12 protein-coding genes are annotated in these 17704 nt (G+C 70.2%); 5 read left to right on the forward strand and 7 right to left on the reverse strand.

Annotated elements, in window-relative coordinates:
- Positions 1 to 132: 132 nt before the first annotated feature.
- The gene (locus ABFX50_RS17515) at positions 133 to 3180 is read left to right on the forward strand and encodes a M14 family metallopeptidase (protein WP_346147637.1); all 3048 of its coding nucleotides are present in this window, start codon (positions 133 to 135) and stop codon (positions 3178 to 3180) included.
- 109 nt (positions 3181 to 3289) lie between these two features.
- On the forward strand, positions 3290 to 4723 hold the full coding sequence (locus ABFX50_RS17520) for an aldehyde dehydrogenase (RefSeq protein WP_346147639.1): 1434 nt from the start codon (positions 3290 to 3292) through the stop codon (positions 4721 to 4723).
- Between the two features lie 165 nt (positions 4724 to 4888).
- Here the strand turns inward: ABFX50_RS17520 and ABFX50_RS17525 are convergent, their stop codons facing one another.
- The 3 genes from ABFX50_RS17525 to ABFX50_RS17535 are packed head-to-tail and all read right to left on the reverse strand — an operon-like array spanning position 4889 to position 8414.
- Positions 4889 to 5665: an alpha/beta hydrolase gene (locus tag ABFX50_RS17525; protein ID WP_346147641.1), complete on the reverse strand. Its 777-nt coding sequence runs from the start codon at positions 5663 to 5665 to the stop codon at positions 4889 to 4891.
- Positions 5666 to 5674: 9 nt separating this feature from the next.
- Positions 5675 to 5950 carry a hypothetical protein gene (locus tag ABFX50_RS17530; protein WP_183656508.1) on the reverse strand — a complete coding sequence of 92 codons (276 nt, stop codon included), beginning with the start codon at positions 5948 to 5950 and terminating at the stop codon, positions 5675 to 5677.
- A 55-nt stretch (positions 5951 to 6005) separates the two neighbouring features.
- Entirely contained in the window at positions 6006 to 8414 is a 2409-nt protein-coding gene (locus tag ABFX50_RS17535) for a helix-turn-helix transcriptional regulator (protein ID WP_346147643.1), read from the reverse strand.
- Positions 8415 to 8614: 200 nt separating this feature from the next.
- On the opposite strand from ABFX50_RS17535, the gene ABFX50_RS17540 reads away from it, so the two are divergent.
- The gene (locus ABFX50_RS17540; RefSeq protein WP_346147645.1) at positions 8615 to 9220 is read left to right on the forward strand and encodes a TetR/AcrR family transcriptional regulator; all 606 of its coding nucleotides are present in this window, start codon (positions 8615 to 8617) and stop codon (positions 9218 to 9220) included.
- Here ABFX50_RS17540 and ABFX50_RS17545 read toward each other — a convergent pair.
- On the reverse strand, positions 9183 to 9944 hold the full coding sequence (locus ABFX50_RS17545) for a hypothetical protein (RefSeq protein ID WP_346147646.1): 762 nt from the start codon (positions 9942 to 9944) through the stop codon (positions 9183 to 9185). The genes ABFX50_RS17540 and ABFX50_RS17545 overlap by 38 nt on opposite strands.
- A 186-nt stretch (positions 9945 to 10130) precedes the next feature.
- Between ABFX50_RS17545 and typA the strand changes: the two genes are divergently transcribed.
- Together typA and ABFX50_RS17555 are read left to right on the forward strand one after the other, a co-directional pair.
- Complete coding sequence (typA, locus tag ABFX50_RS17550) at positions 10131 to 11984, forward strand: translational GTPase TypA (RefSeq protein WP_183656496.1); 1854 nt, start codon at positions 10131 to 10133, stop codon at positions 11982 to 11984.
- 86 nt (positions 11985 to 12070) lie between these two features.
- Positions 12071 to 14635 carry a hypothetical protein gene (locus ABFX50_RS17555; protein WP_346147648.1) on the forward strand — a complete coding sequence of 855 codons (2565 nt, stop codon included), beginning with the start codon at positions 12071 to 12073 and terminating at the stop codon, positions 14633 to 14635.
- An 81-nt stretch (positions 14636 to 14716) separates the two neighbouring features.
- Here the strand turns inward: ABFX50_RS17555 and ABFX50_RS17560 are convergent, their stop codons facing one another.
- The 3 genes from ABFX50_RS17560 to ABFX50_RS17570 are packed head-to-tail and all read right to left on the reverse strand — an operon-like array spanning position 14717 to position 17675.
- Positions 14717 to 15367, reverse strand: a complete 651-nt coding sequence (locus ABFX50_RS17560) for a DUF2461 domain-containing protein (protein WP_346147650.1) — start codon at positions 15365 to 15367, stop codon at positions 14717 to 14719.
- Positions 15368 to 15396: 29 nt separating this feature from the next.
- Positions 15397 to 16890, reverse strand: a complete 1494-nt coding sequence (locus tag ABFX50_RS17565; RefSeq protein WP_346147651.1) for a helicase HerA-like domain-containing protein — start codon at positions 16888 to 16890, stop codon at positions 15397 to 15399.
- Entirely contained in the window at positions 16887 to 17675 is a 789-nt protein-coding gene (locus tag ABFX50_RS17570) for a polysaccharide deacetylase family protein (protein WP_346147653.1), read from the reverse strand. The genes ABFX50_RS17565 and ABFX50_RS17570 overlap by 4 nt, the downstream gene beginning before the upstream one ends.
- Positions 17676 to 17704 lie beyond the last annotated feature (29 nt).

A 17704-nucleotide genomic window follows, 5' to 3' on the forward strand; every position in this document is an offset into this window, starting at 1 on the left:
AACCATGGAACTCGTGCGCCTTTGGCGAAGTATCTACCACTTTGTCGGGTGGCAGGCCAACAGTTGGGTCTTGCCGAGACCATCGCCGAGGGCGACATTGCGAGCATCCCGTCTTCTGCAAAGGGGCAGAACTTGGCTCGAACATTCACCCTCATCGCGGCCGTGACCGCCTGCCTCGCCACCTCCCTCGTGGCGGGCCAGGCCGTCGCCTCCGAAGACCCTCCGTTACCCCCGTCGGACAGGATCGAGCTCTACCAGCTCGACGCCACTCCCGGCACGGGACAGGCGCTCGCGGAGAGCGGCATCGACGTCGTGCGGAAGGAAGCCGCCGCGGGCAAGGAGCACATCGAGTTCACCGCGGACCAGGGCGACCTGGCCAAGGTCGGCAAGCTCGGCCACAAGCCGGAGCCCGTGCGCAACCCGCAGGGGCAGACCCAGCTGGAGGCCGCCAGGGCGCAGGCCTCGGGCGGCTACACGGTCTTCCGCAGTTACTCCGAGCAGGGCGGCATCGCCGACCAGCTACGGGCCATCGCCGACGCCAACAAGGACGTCGTCAAGCTGCAGTCGATCGGCAAGACGATCAAGGGCCAGGACATCCTCGCGGTCAAGGTGACCAGGCACGCGAGGACGCTACGCGACGGGGCCAAGCCCGCGGCGCTCTACTCGGCCACCCAGCACGCCCGCGAGTGGATCGCCACCGAGGTCGACATGCGGCTGCTGAAGCACGTGGTCGCCAACAAGCAGGCGCTGGCCGACCTGCTCAGGACGACCGAGCTGTGGTTCGTCCCCGTGGCCAACCCCGACGGCTACGACTTCACCTTCACCGAGGGCAACCGCCTGTGGCGCAAGAACCTGCGCGACAACAACGGCGACGGGCAGATCGCCAGCGGCGACGGCGTGGACCCCAACCGCAACTTCCCGACCAACTTCCACTACGACGAGGAGGGCGCCTCCAGCATCCCCAGCAGCGAGACCTACAGGGGCACGGGCCCGGCCAGCGAGCCCGAGACCAAGGCCATGGACGGGCTGATGCGGCGCATCAGGTTCGCCCTCCAGCTGAACTACCACTCCTTCGGCCCGCTGCTGCTCTATCCCGCGGGCTGGCAGATGTACACCGAGACCGCGGACAACCCGGTCTACGAGGCGCTCAGCGGCACCGACGCCAAGCCCGCCGTACCGGGGTACAACCCCGGCCTCGCCGCCGGAGAGCTGTACATCACCAACGGCGACACCAACGACCGCGCCCACGGCGAGTACGGCACGCTGTCGTGGACGCCCGAGCTGAACGAGGGCTGCGAGGGCTGCGGCTTCGTCTTCCCCGACGACGAGGCACTGGTGCAGGCGGAGTTCGAGAGGAACCTCCCCTTCGCCCTCGACATCGCCAGGTCGGCCGCCAACCCGGTGGAACCCGTCACCCACCTCGGCAACAAGACGCCCGACTTCGTCGTCGACCCCTTCGAGGTCAGCCACGGCAGGGACCAGGTGGTGGAGGTCAACGCCAAGCGCAAGCTGGGGCCCGTCGTCGTGCAGTACCAGGTCAACGGCGGACGCACCAGGACCGCCCTGACCACCGAGTGGAAGGGCGGCGAGCGCTACGGCAAGGGCTACGACGTCTACTACCACCGGCTGCGCGGCAAGATCAGCGGCACCAAGCCGGGTGACAGCGTCAAGGTCTGGTTCAGGTCGCTGACCAAGCAGAGCGCGAACTTCACCTACAAGGTGGCCGACGACATCGGCGGCAAGGTGCTCATCCTGGCGGCCGAGGACGTCACGGGCATCAGCCCCGTCCAGGGCGTGACGGAGTCGAAGTACGTCGACGACTACGCCAAGGCCGTCTCCGAGGCCGGATACAGCTCCGACGTCTACGACATCGACAGGAACGGCCGCAAGGCCCCGCACCCGCTGGGCGTGCTCAGCCACTACAAGGCCGTGATCTGGGAGACCGGCGACGACATCAACCCGCGCACCCCCGAGCAGGTGCCCGGCACCATCGCCAGGCACAGCGTCGAGACCGAGCTCGCGGTCCGCGACTACCTCAACGAGGGCGGCAAGCTGCTGTCGGCGGGCAAGTACGCCCATTACGCGCGCCACGCCAACCAGGGCTTCTTCTTCCAGCCCGACGCGGCGCTCGGCGAGTGCGTGACAGCCACCACCCCGCCGTGCTTCGAGCTCAACAACGACTTCCAGCAGTACTGGCTGGGGGCATACATCTGGTTCGACAACGGCGGCACGAGCCCGCAGACCCACGAGCCGTTCGGGCTCAAGGGCGCCGAGGGCCCGTTCGCCGGTTTCACCGCCACGCTCAACGGCGGCGACTCGGCGGACAACCAGGACCACAACAACTCGTGGGTGGCCACCTCGGCGATCCTGCCGGTGACGACCTTCCCGCAGTTCGAGAGCAGGGCGGGCATCACGTGGGACAGGCCGGGCGGCCCGTTCGACCCGCACACGGGCGCGTGGGACGTGCAGAGCGGCATCGCCGACGCCTCGTGGAAACGCCTGACCAAGACCATCGACCTGACCGGGAAGACCAGCGGTGACCTGACGTTCTGGGCCTCGCTGGACACCGAGGCCGACTGGGACTTCTTCACCGTCGAGGCGCACACCGTCGGCCAGGACGACTGGACGACGCTGCCCGACGTGAACGGGCACACCAGCCAGTCCACGGGTTCGAGCTGCGCCACGCCCAACGGCCAGCACTGGCGGACCATCCATCCGTTCACCACCCGCTACCAGGGACCGAACTGCGAGCCGACGGGCAGCAGCGGCGCCTGGCACGCCGCCTCGGGCAACTCGGCGGGCTGGCAGCAGTGGAAGATCGACCTGACTCCCTACGCGGGCAAGAAGGTCGAGATCTCGCTGTCCTCCATCACCGACTGGAGCACCCACCAGGCCGGTGTCTTCCTCGACGACGCGAAGGTCACGCTCGACGGCGCGGTGGCCGAGGAGACCTCCTTCGAGTCCGACTTCGGCGGCTGGAGCGCGAGCGGCCCGCCGCCCGGCTCGGGTCCGCTGTTCAACAACTGGATCCGCACCGACAAGGTCTTCGACGAGGGCGGCGGCATCCTCACCAAGGACACCGTGCTGCTCGGGTACGGCGTCGAGGGCGTCACCACGCAGGCCCAGCGCACCGACCTGGTGAAGCGGTCGCTGGCCTACCTGATCGGCGACCCCAGGTAACCCGCCGGGGGGTACGGCTCGCCGAGCCGTACCCCCCTTGCGTGCCCGCACAGAACATGATTCGGTCTCCCTGGGAACCAAGCACTCGGTCAAGCGGGAAGGTCACGACATGCGCCAGCACGACACGCTGTTCATCGGGGGCGAATGGGTGGCCCCCGCGGGATCAGGGACGATCGAGGTCGTCAACCCGCACACCGAGCAGGTCATCGGCCGCGTGCCCGACGGCACGCCCGCCGACATGGACCGCGCCGTGGCCGCCGCCCGCGAGGCCTTCGACCACGGCCCCTGGCCGCGCCTCAGCTTCGCCGAACGGGCCGAGGCGATCGGCAGGCTCGCCGAGATCTACGCCGCCAAGCAGGGCGAGATGGCCGCGCTCATCACCGAGGAGATGGGCTCGCCCATCACCTTCTCGCAGCTGGCCCAGGCCCCCCAGCCGCTGGGCATGCTGCAGTACTACGCCGAGTACGGCAGGACCTTCCAGCAGGAGGAGCAGCGTCCTGGCCTGTTCGGCCCCTCCACCGTGCGCAGGGAGCCCGTGGGCGTCGTCGCGGCCGTGGTGCCGTGGAACGTCCCGCAGTTCGTCTCCATGACCAAGATCGCGCCCGCCCTGCTGGCCGGGTGCACGATCGTGCTCAAGCCCGCCCCCGAGACCCCGCTCGACGCCTACCTGCTGGCCGAGATGGTGCAGGAGGCCGGCATCCCCGGCGGCGTGCTCAACATCGTCCCCGCGGGACGCGAGAGCGGCGAGCACCTGATCTCCCACCCCGACGTGGACAAGGTCGCCTTCACCGGATCCACGGCGGCGGGCCGTCGCATCGCCGCGATCTGCGGCGAGCAGCTCAAGCGCTGCAGCCTCGAGCTGGGCGGCAAGTCGGCGGCGATCGTGCTCGACGACGCCGACCTCGGCGCCAGCATGGGCATGCTCGCCATCGCCTCGCTCATGAACAACGGCCAGGCGTGCGTGGCGCAGACCCGCATCCTCGCCTCGCACCGCCGCTACGACGAGGTCGTCGAGGCCGTGGCGGGCATGGTCACCTCGCAGGCCGTCGGCGACCCCTCCGACCCCGCCACCGGCATCGGCCCGCTGGTCGCCAAGCGCCAGCAGGAGCGCGTCGAGGGTTACATCAAGATCGGCATGGACGAAGGCGCGAAGGTCGTCGTCGGCGGCCTCGACCGCCCCCACGACCGGGGCTGGTACGTCGCGCCCACCGTCTTCTCCGGCGTCACCAACGACATGCGCATCGCCCGCGAGGAGATCTTCGGCCCGGTGCTCGCGGTCATCCCCTACGAGGACGAGGCCGACGCCATCCGCATCGCCAACGACAGCGACTACGGCCTGGCCGGCACGGTCTGGACGGCCGACGCCGACCACGGCATGGACGTGGCCCGCCAGGTGCGCACCGGAACCTACGGCGTCAACTGCTTCATGCTGGAGGCCAACGTGCCCTTCGGCGGCTACAAGGCCAGCGGCGTGGGCCGCGAGCTCGGCCCCGAGGGCCTGTCGAGCTACCTGGAGTACAAGACGATCTCCAGGCTCGGCTGACCGTTCCAGGCTCCGGTACGGCGTGCCGTACCGGAGCCCGCTGGCCGAGTTGCACCCAGCGCGCCCCCGCGACGCTGGGCGTTCGCCCGCGGCAGCGTGATGCCCCGCGTCCGCCGTGGGCGGTCCCCTCGCGAGTTGCTGCCGTACGTCCTAGGTAGACGCGATTCATGCGGGAAAGGTTCGATCTTTCGTCGCATTAGTTGAAATCCATCCGCCGACGCGGCGGATGAGCGCCGGAGTGGCCGCCGATTCGGCATGGCCGTAACCGGGCTCGATCCACAGCTCCTTGGGCTCACGGGCCGCGTCGAACACCTGGTGGGCGTGGTCGACGGGGAAGAAGGTGTCGGCGTCGCCGTGCACCACGAGCAGCGGGGTCGGCGAGATCAGCCCCGCCGCCTCGTGGGGCGCCATCGGGACAGGGTCCCACCGGCCCCTGGCGATCCTGGTGCGCTTGACCATCCGCGCCGCCCACCTGCCCACAGGCCGCTCGATCGCCCAGTGCACCTGCCGCATGGGCTTGGTGCCCCTGTAGTACCACCGGGCGGGGCCGCTGACCGCCGCCACCGCGTCCACGCCGCGGTAGAGGGCCGCGTGCCGTAGGGCGACCGCCGCGCCCATCGAGAAGCCCACGACGGCGACGCAGGAGTAGCCGATGATCCTCGCGTGCCGTACGGCCGCGTCGAGGTCGAGCACCTCCAGGTCGCCCACCGTCGTCTCGCCGCCCGAGTGGCCGTGACCGCGGAAGTCGAAGGCCACCACCCCTCCGAAGCCGCTGAGCACGTGCACGATGCGGCGCGCGGTGCGGTCACGCCACGAGCCGGTGAAGCCGTGTGCCACCACGATGCCCAGATCGCCTCTGCCTCGCGAAGGGGTGTGCGCGGCGTCGATCCGCACGCCGTCGTCGGTCCTGAGCATGACGGGGAAGTTGGCGGCGAAAGACATAGGGCGAGCTTATGATCCCTTGAGTTCCCGGCTGCCGATGACCTGCCTGATGCGTGAGTCCTCCGCCGCCTTGATGGCGTCGTCGGAGTCGGAGATCATGATGCGCGCGGCGCTGGCCCTGATGTGCTCGTCCACCTCGAAGCCGGCGGGCAGCACCGTGACGATGGCCCCCACGGCGATCGCGCCGTCCACCGCCGCGCTGAGGTGCTCTCCCCGGGGCAGGCAGACGACCACCCGATCACCGGGGCGCAGCCCTCGGCTTCGGAGCAGGTCTTCTGTGCTCATGCGCTCAGGCTAGGGAGCGCGCTTCGCCCGCACATGGGGCGTAATATGCAGACCGTTATGCAGAACCCAGGTTGTGCTCGACCGCCCAGAGTGCGATCTGCGAACGCGAGGTGAAGCCCAGCTTCTCCATGATGTTGGCGATGTGCCTGGCGACCGTGGCGGGGCTGATGACCAGCTCGTCGGCGATGGCCCTGTTCGACAGGCCGCGGGTGAGCAGCCCTGCGATCTCCTGCTCCCTGGCGGTGAGCACGGGGTGCGGCACCTCCGCCACGGCGGGAACGGGAAGCGGGCCCTGCTCGCGCCTGCCGTCCAGAATGAGGCGGGCGATCTCGACCGGGTCGAGCTCCCTTCCGCGCGACCACTGCAGCGCCGTACGGCCCTCCCCCAGCCTGTCGCGGGCGCGCGCGAGCACCTGCTCGATCCTGCCCGACGCCACGGGCTCGCCCATCTCCTCGGCGAGGGCGACCGCGGCGGCCGAGGCGAGCACCGAGCCCTGGACGTCGTCCTCGACGTCGGCCAGGCGCGAGAGCACCCGCAGGACCCTGGCCATGCCCAGCCGCTGGCCGGTGCTCTGCGCCAGCGCGAGGCACTCGGCCAGCAGGCTCCGCGCCGTGACGTGGTCGCCGCGCGCGATCGCGACCTTGGCCACCATGACCAGGCAGCGCTCCATCTCGACCCTGTTGTCCAGCTCGTCGAAGATGGCCGCGGCCGCCCTGTAGTGGGTCACGGCCGCCTCGGTGTCGCCGCGCCACTCGGCCACCGCGGCCAGCTGGCTGGTGGCCATCGCGACGTGCCAGGGGTGCCCGTTCTCCTTGGCGACGGCCAGCGCCTCGCCCGCGTGCCGCTGCGCGAGCCTGAGCTGCCCCTTGACGCCCGCCAGCACGGCCAGGCACGACTGCGCGATGACGCGGTTGAAGGTGTCGTCGTGCTGCCTCGTGGTCGCCACGACCTCGTCGAAGTGCCGCTCGGCCCTGTCGAACTGGCCGGTGCGCAGCAGCAGGACCCCCGCGACGTTCAGCGTGACGCCCTTGCCCAGGCTGTGCGGGACCTTCTCCTGCTCCTTGAGCGCCTCGGCGACCACCCGCTCACAGCCCGCCAGGTCGTCCCTCGCCTCCATGCCGTAGGCCAGAGCGCCCTTGCAGAGCGCGACCACCTCGGGCGGCACGCCGGTGAGGTCGAGCAGCAGGAGCCTCTCGAACCAGTCGACGCCTTCGGCGATCTCCCCGTGGACGGCCAGCATGGCCGAGGCCACGTAGGCCAGGCGCAGCCCGAGCAGGGCGTTGCCGGACTCCACCGCCCAGTCGACCGCCACCCTGCAGTCGTCGACCAGGTTCCTCGAGCGCACGAAGTACCGCCTGCGCTCCTGCCACGAGGCGCGCGGCGCGGCCAAGCCCGCTTCGAAGCAGCGCTCCTCCATCTCGCAGACCACCTGCAGGTGGCGATCGCGGAACCAGCCGTGCTCGTCCTCCTTGCGCAGCAACCGGCCGGCGAACTCCTTGATCGTCTCCAGCAGCCGGTAGCGGCCGCCGTCGGCCAGCAGCAGCGACTTGTCCACCAGGCCGCCGAGCAGGTCGAGCACCTCCTCGCGGGGCAGCAGCCGCTCGTCGGCGCACACCTGCTCGACCAGGTCGAGGTCGAAGTGCCCGGCGAAGACCGACAGCCGCCGCAGCAACACCCGCTCCTTGGCCGTGAGCAGGTCGTGGCTCCACTCCACGGTGGCGAGCAGCGTGCGCTGGCGGGCGGGCGCCGTACGGTCGCCGGTGGTCAGCAGCCTGAACCTGTCGCCGATCCGGTCGGCGATCTGCGCGGGGCTCAGCATCCTCGTGCGGGCCGCGGCCAGTTCGAGCGCGAGCGGGAGCCCGTCGAGCGCCACGCAGAGCCTGGCGACGTCGTCGAAGTCGCCGGCGGCCAGGCGGGTGCCCGCGGCCATGGCCCTGTCGGTGAACAGCAGCACGGCCTCGGCGTCGGGGTGGCGCGCGTCGGGCAGGTCGAGCGGGGGGACCCGCCAGACCAGCTCGCCGGGGATGCGCAGCGCCTCCCTGGTCGTGAGCAGGATGCGCAGGTCGGGACAGCCGGCGAGCAGTTCGGCCACCAGTTCGGCGCAGCGCTCGACGACCTGCTCGCAGTTGTCGAGCAGCAGCAGGGCCCGCGCGCCGCGCAGCCGTACGCGCAGGCCGTCGAGAGCGGGGCGCGAGCGCTCCTCCCTGACCCCGAGCACGGTCGCGATCTCGTGCGCGACCAGGTCGGGGCTGGTGATCCTGCCCAGCTCGACCAGCCACACGCCGTCGGGGAACTCGCCGACGACGCTGCCCGCCACGCGCAGCGCGAGGCGCGTCTTGCCGATGCCGCCCACACCGCAGAGCGTGACCAGGCGCTGGTCACGCAGCAGCCCGCGCAGTTCGTCGACGTCGCGGGCGCGGCCGACGAAACGGTTGGGTTCAGCCGGGAGGTTATGCGATGTCATGCCTTCAACCGGGTATATGGGGCAGGCGTCACCGCGAGTGTGCATGCGATCACTCGGTCGCACAAGCGGTTCCGGGTCCAGCAGCGGCGCGCTCTCATCTTCGCGTACATCGAGCGGCATCTCCGGGCTTTCGATCTCTTCCAGGACCCTCGCCCACCTCCGGCGGGGACATGGTGCTACAAAACTCCTATCGTTGTCTCATGACGCTGCTCGACCTGCTCCACGCCGACGACGGCACCGACGCGGCGAGCGAGCGGATCCTCGACGCGGCCTACGCGCGGTTCCTGGCGTACGGGGTGCGGGGCACGACCATGGACGACGTCGCCAGGCAGGCGGGGCTGTCGCGCATCACCGTCTACCGGCGCTTCTCACGCAAGAACGACCTCATCCAGGGCGTCATCCTGAGAGAGTTGCGCCGATTCCTGCGCGACTTCGAACAGGCGGTCGCGGGGCTGCCCACGCCTGCCGAGCAGGTCGTGGAGGGGTTCGCGGTGACGCTGCGCCTGGTGCGCGGCCACTCCCTGCTCGGCCGCCTGCTCGCGGGCGAGCCCGAGACGATCCTGCCGCACCTGACCACGGGCGCCGAGCCGTACATGGCGGTGGCCAGGCGGTTCGTGGCCTCGCACCTCGACTCGCCGGACGCCGAGGCGATCGCGGAGATGTTCATCAGGATCTCCCTGTCGTTCCTTCTGACGCCGTCGTCGGCGATTCCGCTGGAGAGCGACGAGCAGGCCAGGGCCTTCGCCCGCCGCCACCTGGTGCCCTTCCTCAGCGCGGGCGGCGCTGAAGCGCGCCCTCCCGCCTGAGCCTGACACCCAGCGCGATCACCCACGGCAGCGTCGGCAGCCAGCCGCCGAGCGCCCACACCGGTACGGCCAGCAGCGCCCCCGCCAGCACCACGTTGACCCGCACGACCCCGCTCACCCGCAACGCCCTGAGGAGGGCGTCCCCCATGAAGAGCCAGGCGAGCGCCGCGCCTGCCGCGCAGAGCATCGCGGTCCAGACGATCCTGGACAGGGCGGGCGCGACGAACGGGATCATCTCGGACCCCAGGCTCGACATGACAGGCACGACGAACAGGGCCAGAGAGGCAAGGCCCGCGCGAAAGCGCAGGTTCCGGTCGTCCAGGCCTGCGTAGAAGGCCCTGACCGTGGCGATCCGCCCGCGGGCCACCTCAGCGGGCGGCTGTCCCCTCAGCCTGACCACGGCGGCCCAGCCCGCCACGCACGCGGCGACCGCGAGGAGCACGCCGGGCGCGCCTCCCCTCGGCAGGTGGTCGAGGCCGGTGACCCGCTCTCCGACGACCTCGAACACGCTCGTCAGGAGAAGGAGGCAGAAGACCCACGCCCCGCGGGTGTCGCGCCGAGGCGGGGCGGGAGCCGGCCGTTCGAGCAGCGGGGTGTAGCGGCCGCCCAGCGCCTCCGCCTGTCGCGCCTGCTCCTCGAAGGAACGACCCTCATGATCCAGGATCAGCGCCTTCAGCAACAGCGGCTCCGGATCGCAGGGCGCGTCGGATATCAGTCGATCCACGTACGAATGCGCCCAGGGGAAACGACCCTTGTCGAGCAGGTGACGGACATGCCGCAGATGGGGGGACACAGGGTGAAGTGTGCCTCGTTCTGCCCACCGCACCAAGGGTGGTAACGGGATCAACTAAACTGGGTGTGTCGCGACGTCCCGCGGCCAGCTTCCACGAACCCAGAGTGAGACCTCATCATGCCTTTGAACAGCCGCGACGACCTGCGGAACATCGCGATCATCGCGCACGTCGACCACGGCAAGACCACTCTCGTGGATGCCATGCTCTGGCAGTCAGGCGCCTTCCGCGCCAACCAGGACGTCGACGATCGCGTCATGGACTCCAACGACCTCGAGCGCGAGAAGGGCATCACCATTCTCGCGAAGAACACCGCCGTCAAGCACGGCGACATGACGCTCAACATCATCGACACCCCTGGGCACGCCGACTTCGGTGGCGAGGTCGAGCGCGGCCTTTCGATGGTCGACGGCGTGGTCCTGCTCGTCGACGCCTCCGAGGGCCCGCTGCCGCAGACGCGGTTCGTGCTGCGCAAGGCGTTCGCCGCGAAGATGCCTGTCATCCTCTGCATCAACAAGGTCGACCGCCCCGACGCCCGCATCAAGGAGGTCGTCGACGAGGTCTACGAGCTCTTCATGGACCTCGACGCCACCGAGGAGCAGATCGACTTCCCGATCGTCTACGCCTCGGCCAAGGCGGGTCGCGCCTCGCTGAACCGTCCCGACGACGGCGGGCTGCCCGACTCCGAGGACCTCGAGCCGCTCTTCGACGTCATCAAGTCGACGATCCCCGCGCCGACCTACGACCCGAGCGCGCCGCTGCAGGCCCACGTCACCAACCTCGACGCCTCGTCCTACCTGGGCAGGATCGCGCTGTGCCGCATCCACCAGGGCACGATCAAGAAGGGCCAGCAGGTCGCCTGGTGCCGCACCGACGGCACGATCCAGCGGGTCAAGATCACCGAGCTGCTCATGACCGACGCGCTCGAGCGCAAGCCGGCCGAGGAGGCGGGCCCCGGCGACATCATCGCCATCGCCGGCATCCCCGAGATCATGATCGGCGAGACCCTCGCCGACCCCGAGGACCCGCGCCCGCTGCCGCTGATCACGGTCGACGAGCCCGCGATCTCCATGACCATCGGCACCAACACCAGCCCGCTGGTCGGCAGGGTCAAGGGCTCCAAGGTCACCGCCCGCATGGTCAAGGACCGCCTCGAGAAGGAGCTCGTCGGCAACGTGTCGCTGCGCGTGCTCCCCACCGACAGGCCCGACGCGTGGGAGGTCCAGGGCCGTGGAGAGCTGGCGCTGGCCATCCTGGTCGAGCAGATGCGCCGTGAGGGCTACGAGCTGACCGTGGGCAAGCCGCAGGTGGTCACCAAGACCATCGACGGCAAGATCCACGAGCCCGTCGAGCGCCTGACCGTCGACTGCCCCGAGGAGTACCTCGGCGCGGTGACGCAACTGCTGGCCGTCCGCAAGGGCCGCATGGAGCACATGACCAACCACGGCACCGGCTGGATCCGCATGGAGTTCGTGGTCCCCGCCCGCGGCCTGATCGGCTTCCGCACCGAGTTCCTCACCGAGACGCGCGGCACCGGCCTGGTGCACCACGTCTTCGAGGCCTACGAGCCGTGGTTCGGCGAGCTGCGCACCCGCAACAACGGCTCGCTGGTCGCCGACCGCTCGGGGCCCGTCACCGCCTTCGCGATGACGAACCTGCAGGAGCGCGGCATCCTGTTCGTCTCCCCCGGCACCGAGGTGTACGAGGGTATGATCGTCGGCGAGAACTCCCGCTCCGACGACATGGACGTCAACATCACCAAGGAGAAGAAGCTCACCAACATGCGCTCCTCCACGGCCGACGTCACCGAGACGCTGATCCCGCCGAGGGTGCTCTCACTGGAGCAGGCGCTGGAGTTCATCCGCGAGGACGAGTGCGTGGAGATCACGCCGGAGAACGTCCGCATCCGCAAGGTGGTGCTCGACGCGTCCACCCGCGGCAGGTCCGCCGCCCGCGCCAAGCGCACCAACTGACGTCATCGCCTCGGCCGCCGTCCTGTCCACAGGGCGGCGGCCATCGTGCTCCTGCTGGTGCTCCCCGGTAACCACTCCGTTACCGCATGCCGTGGATCATGCTGGGTGTGGGCTGGCTGCGGAAGATCGTCGGGTACGCGCTCGCCGCGCTCTCCATAGGGGCGATCGTCTGGTGCGTGGTCGAGGCCAGGCCGGTCACCACGGCGGTCCCGCGCCCCGCCCCCCACTCGCCCTCCCTGCTGGAGACCTACGGGCTGCAGGAGCACACCCCGCGCACCCCTCCCGAGCTGGTCACCGAGATCAGGGTCACCGACGCGACGGACGCGGACCTGTCCGCGGTCCCGCAGGGCAAGATCGACGAGCGCCTCCGGCAGCTGAAGATCGTCGTCGAGCATCGTCTCGTGCTCGACAGCACCGACCCGCAGGCCGCGATCCTCCGCTCGGAGGGCGCCTTCCCCGACGACATCCAGGGCTTCACCGACCGGCAGCTCGGCGCGGTGAAGGCCGAGGGCGGCGCCGTCCTGGCCCCCACCACCAGGCTCGCGCCCGTGCTGTCGACCTCGGGCGAGCGCACCACCATCCGCTTCACCCTCACGCTGCTGCGCCAGATCGATCAGGACGAGTTGCCCACGCTCGACCTCCTGCCGCCCACCGCGCCGGGGGCGGTGTCCGAGCGGGAGATCACGGTGATCTCCCCGCAGTGGGTCGTGTTCAGGGCCGACGGGGTGACTCCCGAGCGCGAGGAGGCGGGGCGGCTGGACTTCACCGCCCACGCGAGCCCCGTGCGCCTCCAGCTGGCCCACAAGACGTACGGCAGGCCTGACGCCGTGCCGCAGGACCTGTTCTCGTGGACCCCCGTGCTCAGCGTCTTCACCGCGATCGCGTTGACGGTCTACATGGTCAGGGCGCTCGGGCCGATCTGGTGGCGGCGCCGGTCCAACCGCGAGCTGGTCGCGGGCGTCGGCCTGTGCGCGGTGGCGCTCGCGGTGGCGATGTTCATGGCGGACATGCCGTACCTCGGGCCGGTGATCCTCTTCGGCGCGCTGCCGGTGCTGGCGCTGCGGCACGCGCGCCGCGTCGTGCCGGGGCCGCCGCCATGGAGCTCCATGGACGCGCTGCTCGTGACCCTCATCGGCGTGCTCGTCGCCAGCGGCATGCTGACCTGGTCGTTCATCCACGGGCAGGTGCCGCCGCAGACCCTGGTCGTGGGCACCGTGACGGCGGCGCTGGCGGCTGCGGGCTCAGCGGTCGCCTTCGGCGGCGATCTCGGCATCCCCGTCCTGATCGCGAGGATGGCAGGGGTGACGGCGGGCGTCGCCGTCGGCGCGCTGGCGCTGGCGCTGTGGGTGCGTGCGCTGATGAGCGGCGGCTACTACCCACCCGACAGCGTACGGCTGGTCCTCGCGCTGTGCTGGTCCCTGATCGCCATCTCGGGGGCGGCGGTCGCCACGCGGTCGTGGTCGCGCACGGCGATCGTGGTGGCGGTGCTCGGCAGCCTCTTACTGCTCGGCTGGCCCACCGAGTGGCTCGACACGGGCTCGTGGAGTGTGCAGCCCGACCAGCAGCCGCCCAAGAGCCCGCTGCCTCCCGTGCTCGGTCAGCCGCTCAACGAGGTCACCCGCGGCGTGCTCGGGCTGCTGCTGCTGACCTTCGTGCTGTTCGTGCTCAGGCTGCGCCGCCTCGGCTCCGAGCTGTCCGCCATGGCGGACCCGGCGGTCCAGGCGACGGTGCTCGTCTGCCTGATGGTGCTCTATCTCACGCCTCGCGCCGAGGCGGGATCCAGCGTGATCGACCTGCCGCTGCCGTCGCTGGCCATCACCTCGCTGGTGGCGTGGGCCGCTGCGAGCTGGCTGCTGAGCGGGCCCAGGCCCGAGATCCCCGAGCCCGCCTCCCGCCTCGAACACCGCGAGCTGATCAGGCAGGCGCTGCACCGGCGGCTGCTGCACGTGTCGGAGCAGGAGCTCTACCGGCTGGGCAGGTCCAGGCTGGGCACTGGCGAGATCACGATGGCGGACTTCGAGCAGCAGCGTCTTGTCCTCGACGAGGCCCTCACCAGGGACCCTCCGCACACCGAGACCGCCTTCGCCTCCTCAGCGGGCTGCTCGCCGTGGCACAACGGCCTGGCGGCCTTCGTCGTCAGCGTGCTGCTGTCGATGCCCTTCGCGCTCATCTACGGCTGGCCCTCGGGGGTCGAGCTGACGAGCTGGGTGTTCGACTCGCGCTTCCTGGTCGCGCTGTCGGCCTTCGGGTTCGTCTACGGCTACTTCTATCCCCGCATCAGGGGCACCCAGCCGGTCACCAAGGCGCTCTACCTGATGAGCGCGGCGCTGGTCACCGAGCTGTCGGCCTACATCCCCGCGCTCGTCGACCCCGACATCGGCGGCTGGGACAAGCTGCAAGTGCTGGCGATCGTGGTCGGGCAGGTGGCGCTGGTCAGCATCGGCCTCGGCCTCTACTGGGAGTGGCGGATCATGTACGTCGCGGGCGAGCCGTGGGCCAGGGTGCGCAACATCAGGAGCGTGCGCAGCCTGGCCACCCCGGTGGTAGCGGTCGTGATCGCGGCGGGCACGGCGGCCGCCACCTCGGCCGCGGGCAACACCGTCGACCGCATCCTCAAGGGCGGCTCCTCCACGAGTCAGAGCCCGCCCTGAGCCGCGAACAGGTGGTTACGTCGCGCGGCCGTCACCGAGTTCACCATGGCGCTCCCCGCAGGGCGGAACCGGGACCATGGGTCAGCGGGGAGGCAGCTCGCTGCCCCTGACATGGGTGCAGACCCACTCGACCAGCGCGCCGTAGTCGCGCCACGTGGCCCGGACCCTGTCGGCGGCCTGCTCGGTGTGCACCCACGGCTCGGGCTCGAAACGGCGGCCGAAGTAGAGCGAGCGGTGCCGCAGCAGCTCGATGCGGGGATGGTCGTCGGGCACCCCGCGCGGCCTGGTCTTCAGCCTGTCGCCCTCGGCGGCGTAGCCCTTCGCGGTGAGCTCGTCGGCGATGCGCTGCAGGCGCTTGCCCGACAGGTCCTCGTCGACCGCCGCGCGGTAGCGGGCCACCTGGTCGGTGGCGGTGGAGTAGAAGCCGCCCGCGGTGTAGAGGCCGGAGGCGTCGAGCTGCACGTAGAGGCCGATGCCGGGCATGAAGTCGACGAAGGCGCCCTGATGGGTCTTGTAGGGCGACTTGTCCTTGGCGAAGCGCACGTCGCGATGCGGCCTGAACAGTTGGGCGGCCCCGAACTCCGTCGCGAGCTCCTCGGTCAGCGCCAGCATGGGAGCCCTGACCGCCTCCTCGTAGAGCTGCCGGTGGCGGGTGAAGTAGGTCTTGCTGTTGTCCGCCTCGAGGCCCTCGTAGAAGACGAAGGCCTCGTCGGGGAAGCCGGTGAATCCCATGTTCACAGCGTGCCATGCGGCACCGACACCTAGCGCCGCCGCTTGGCGGTACCGAAGATGGAGCGGCTGATCTCGCGTCCGAGGGAGCTGGCCGCCGACCTGGCGAACGACTTGAAGATCGACGAGCCGAGCACCGACTCCAGCACCGACGGCTGCTCGGGAGCGGGTTCAGACGCGGGCGAGGACGGCTCGGGCGCCGCGGGCGGCGGCGCGACCCTCGCCGCCAGCAGCTCGTAGGCCGACTGCCTGTCGATCTCCTGGCCGTATCTGGCCCGCAGCGGCGAGGCCGCGACGATCCCGCCGACGACCGAGGGATCCGAGGGCGCCATGAGCGAGCGGGGCGCCAGCAGCCGGGTCCACGCCACCGGGGTCGGCACGCCCTTGTCCGACAGCACCGTCACGACCGCCTCGCCGATGCCGAGCTGGGTCAGCAGCTCCTCGAGGTCGTAGGAGGAGTGCGGGAAGGTGGAGACCGTCGCCTTCAGCGCCTTGGCGTCCTGCGGGGTGAAGGCCCGCAGCGCGTGCTGGACCCTCGCGCCGAGCTGCGCCAGCACGTCGGCGGGCACGTCCTTGGGCGTCTGGGTGACGAAGAAGACGCCGATCCCCTTCGACCTGATCAGGCGCACGGTCTGGGTGATCGAGCGCAGGAACGGCTTGGAGGCGTCGGTGAAGAGCAGGTGCGCCTCGTCGAAGAAGAACACCAGCTTGGGCTTGTCGGGGTCGCCCACCTCCGGCAGGTCGCTGAACAGGTCGGCCAGCAGCCACATCAGGAAGGTGGAGAAGAGCAGGGGCCTGTCCTGGACCGAGGGCAGCTCCAGGATCGAGACCACTCCCCTGCCGTCGGGTGTGACCCGCAGCAGGTCGTGGGTATCGAACTCGGGCTCTCCGAAGAACCTGTCGGCGCCCTCCGCCGACAGGTTGGTCAGCGCGCGCAGGATCACCCCCGCCGTCTGCTTCGACAGCCCGCCGACGCCCTTCAGCACGTCAGGGTTGTCGATCAGGTACTGGATGACCGCCCTCAGGTCCTTCATGTCCAGCAGCGGCAGGCCGTTGGTGTCGGCGAAGTGGAAGATGAGGCCGAGCGAGGACTCCTGGGTCTCGTTCAGCTCGAGCACCTTGGACAGCAGGGTCGGCCCGAAGGCGGTCATCGTGGCGCGCAGCGGCACGCCCTCGCCCAGCCCGCCCAGCGCGTAGAACTCCACGGGGCAGGCGACGCCCGACCAGTCCTGGCCGATGCCCGCCGTCCGCTCCATCAGCCCCTCGGAGGGCTCGCCTGGCGAGGCCATGCCCGACAGGTCGCCCTTGATGTCGGCGAGGAAGACCGGCACTCCCTGCTCCGACAGCTGCTCGGCCATCACCTGGAGGGTCTTGGTCTTGCCTGTGCCCGTGGCTCCGGCCACCAGCCCGTGTCTGTTGAACGTCCGCAGCGGCACCCTGACAGGCGCGCCGGGGCGCGGCTCCCCGTTCTCCATGAGGACGCCCAGCTGCAGCGCGGGACCCTCGAAGTCATAGCCTTGCGTCATCGTTCGGTGTACTTCCTGCCTGGATCGGGCGTCCCGCCGTACAGCTCGGAGACGGTGACGAACCTGTAGTCACGCTTGGCCAGGGTGTCGATCAGGTGGGGCACGGCCTGCACCGTCGTGCGATGGATGTCGTGCAGCAGCACGATGGAGCCCTTCGTGGCCCTGGCCGCGCGCCGGGCGACCATGGAGGGCACGCGGTCGCGCCAGTCGAAGGTGTCGACGTTCCACAGGATCTGCGCGAGCCGCTCCCTGCGGGTCTCCGCCGCCACCCTGCCGTCGGTCGCCCCGTACGGCGGGCGCATCACCCTCATCCGGACCCCGGTGATCTTCTCCACCAGGTTCTGGGTGCGCAGGAGCTCGTGTCTGATGCCGTCCATCGGCAGCGCGGTGAGCTGGGCGTGGCTCCACGAGTGGTTGCCGAGCTCGTGCCCGTCCTCGACCATGCGCCGCAGATTGTGGTGCCTGTCGGCGGCCACCATCCGCCCGACCACGAAGAAGGTCGCCTTCACCTCCCGCTCGTCGAGCAGGTCGAGCAGCCGCCTCGTGTGGTCACCGGGGCCGTCGTCGAAGGTCAGCGCCACGCACTTGGACCTGGTGCAGTCGACAGGCTCGGTAGGCCGCGGCCAGTCCGGCTGGACTGCGGCCAGCAGCTTGGCCAGAACCTCGGGCTCGAACTGGGCGGGAATCCTGGCGTTGAGGGGGACGGCCGAGGGTTCCTTGACCGTCTCGTGGGCGGTGCACCCGGCAACCAGCGCCAAGGCGAGCAGCGCCGACCACACCCGCATGCTTCCCCCCGAAAGCGACACGGGGGGTC

It is taken from the genome of Nonomuraea recticatena (genome assembly GCF_039533245.1).
Taxonomy (GTDB): domain Bacteria; phylum Actinomycetota; class Actinomycetes; order Streptosporangiales; family Streptosporangiaceae; genus Nonomuraea; species Nonomuraea roseola.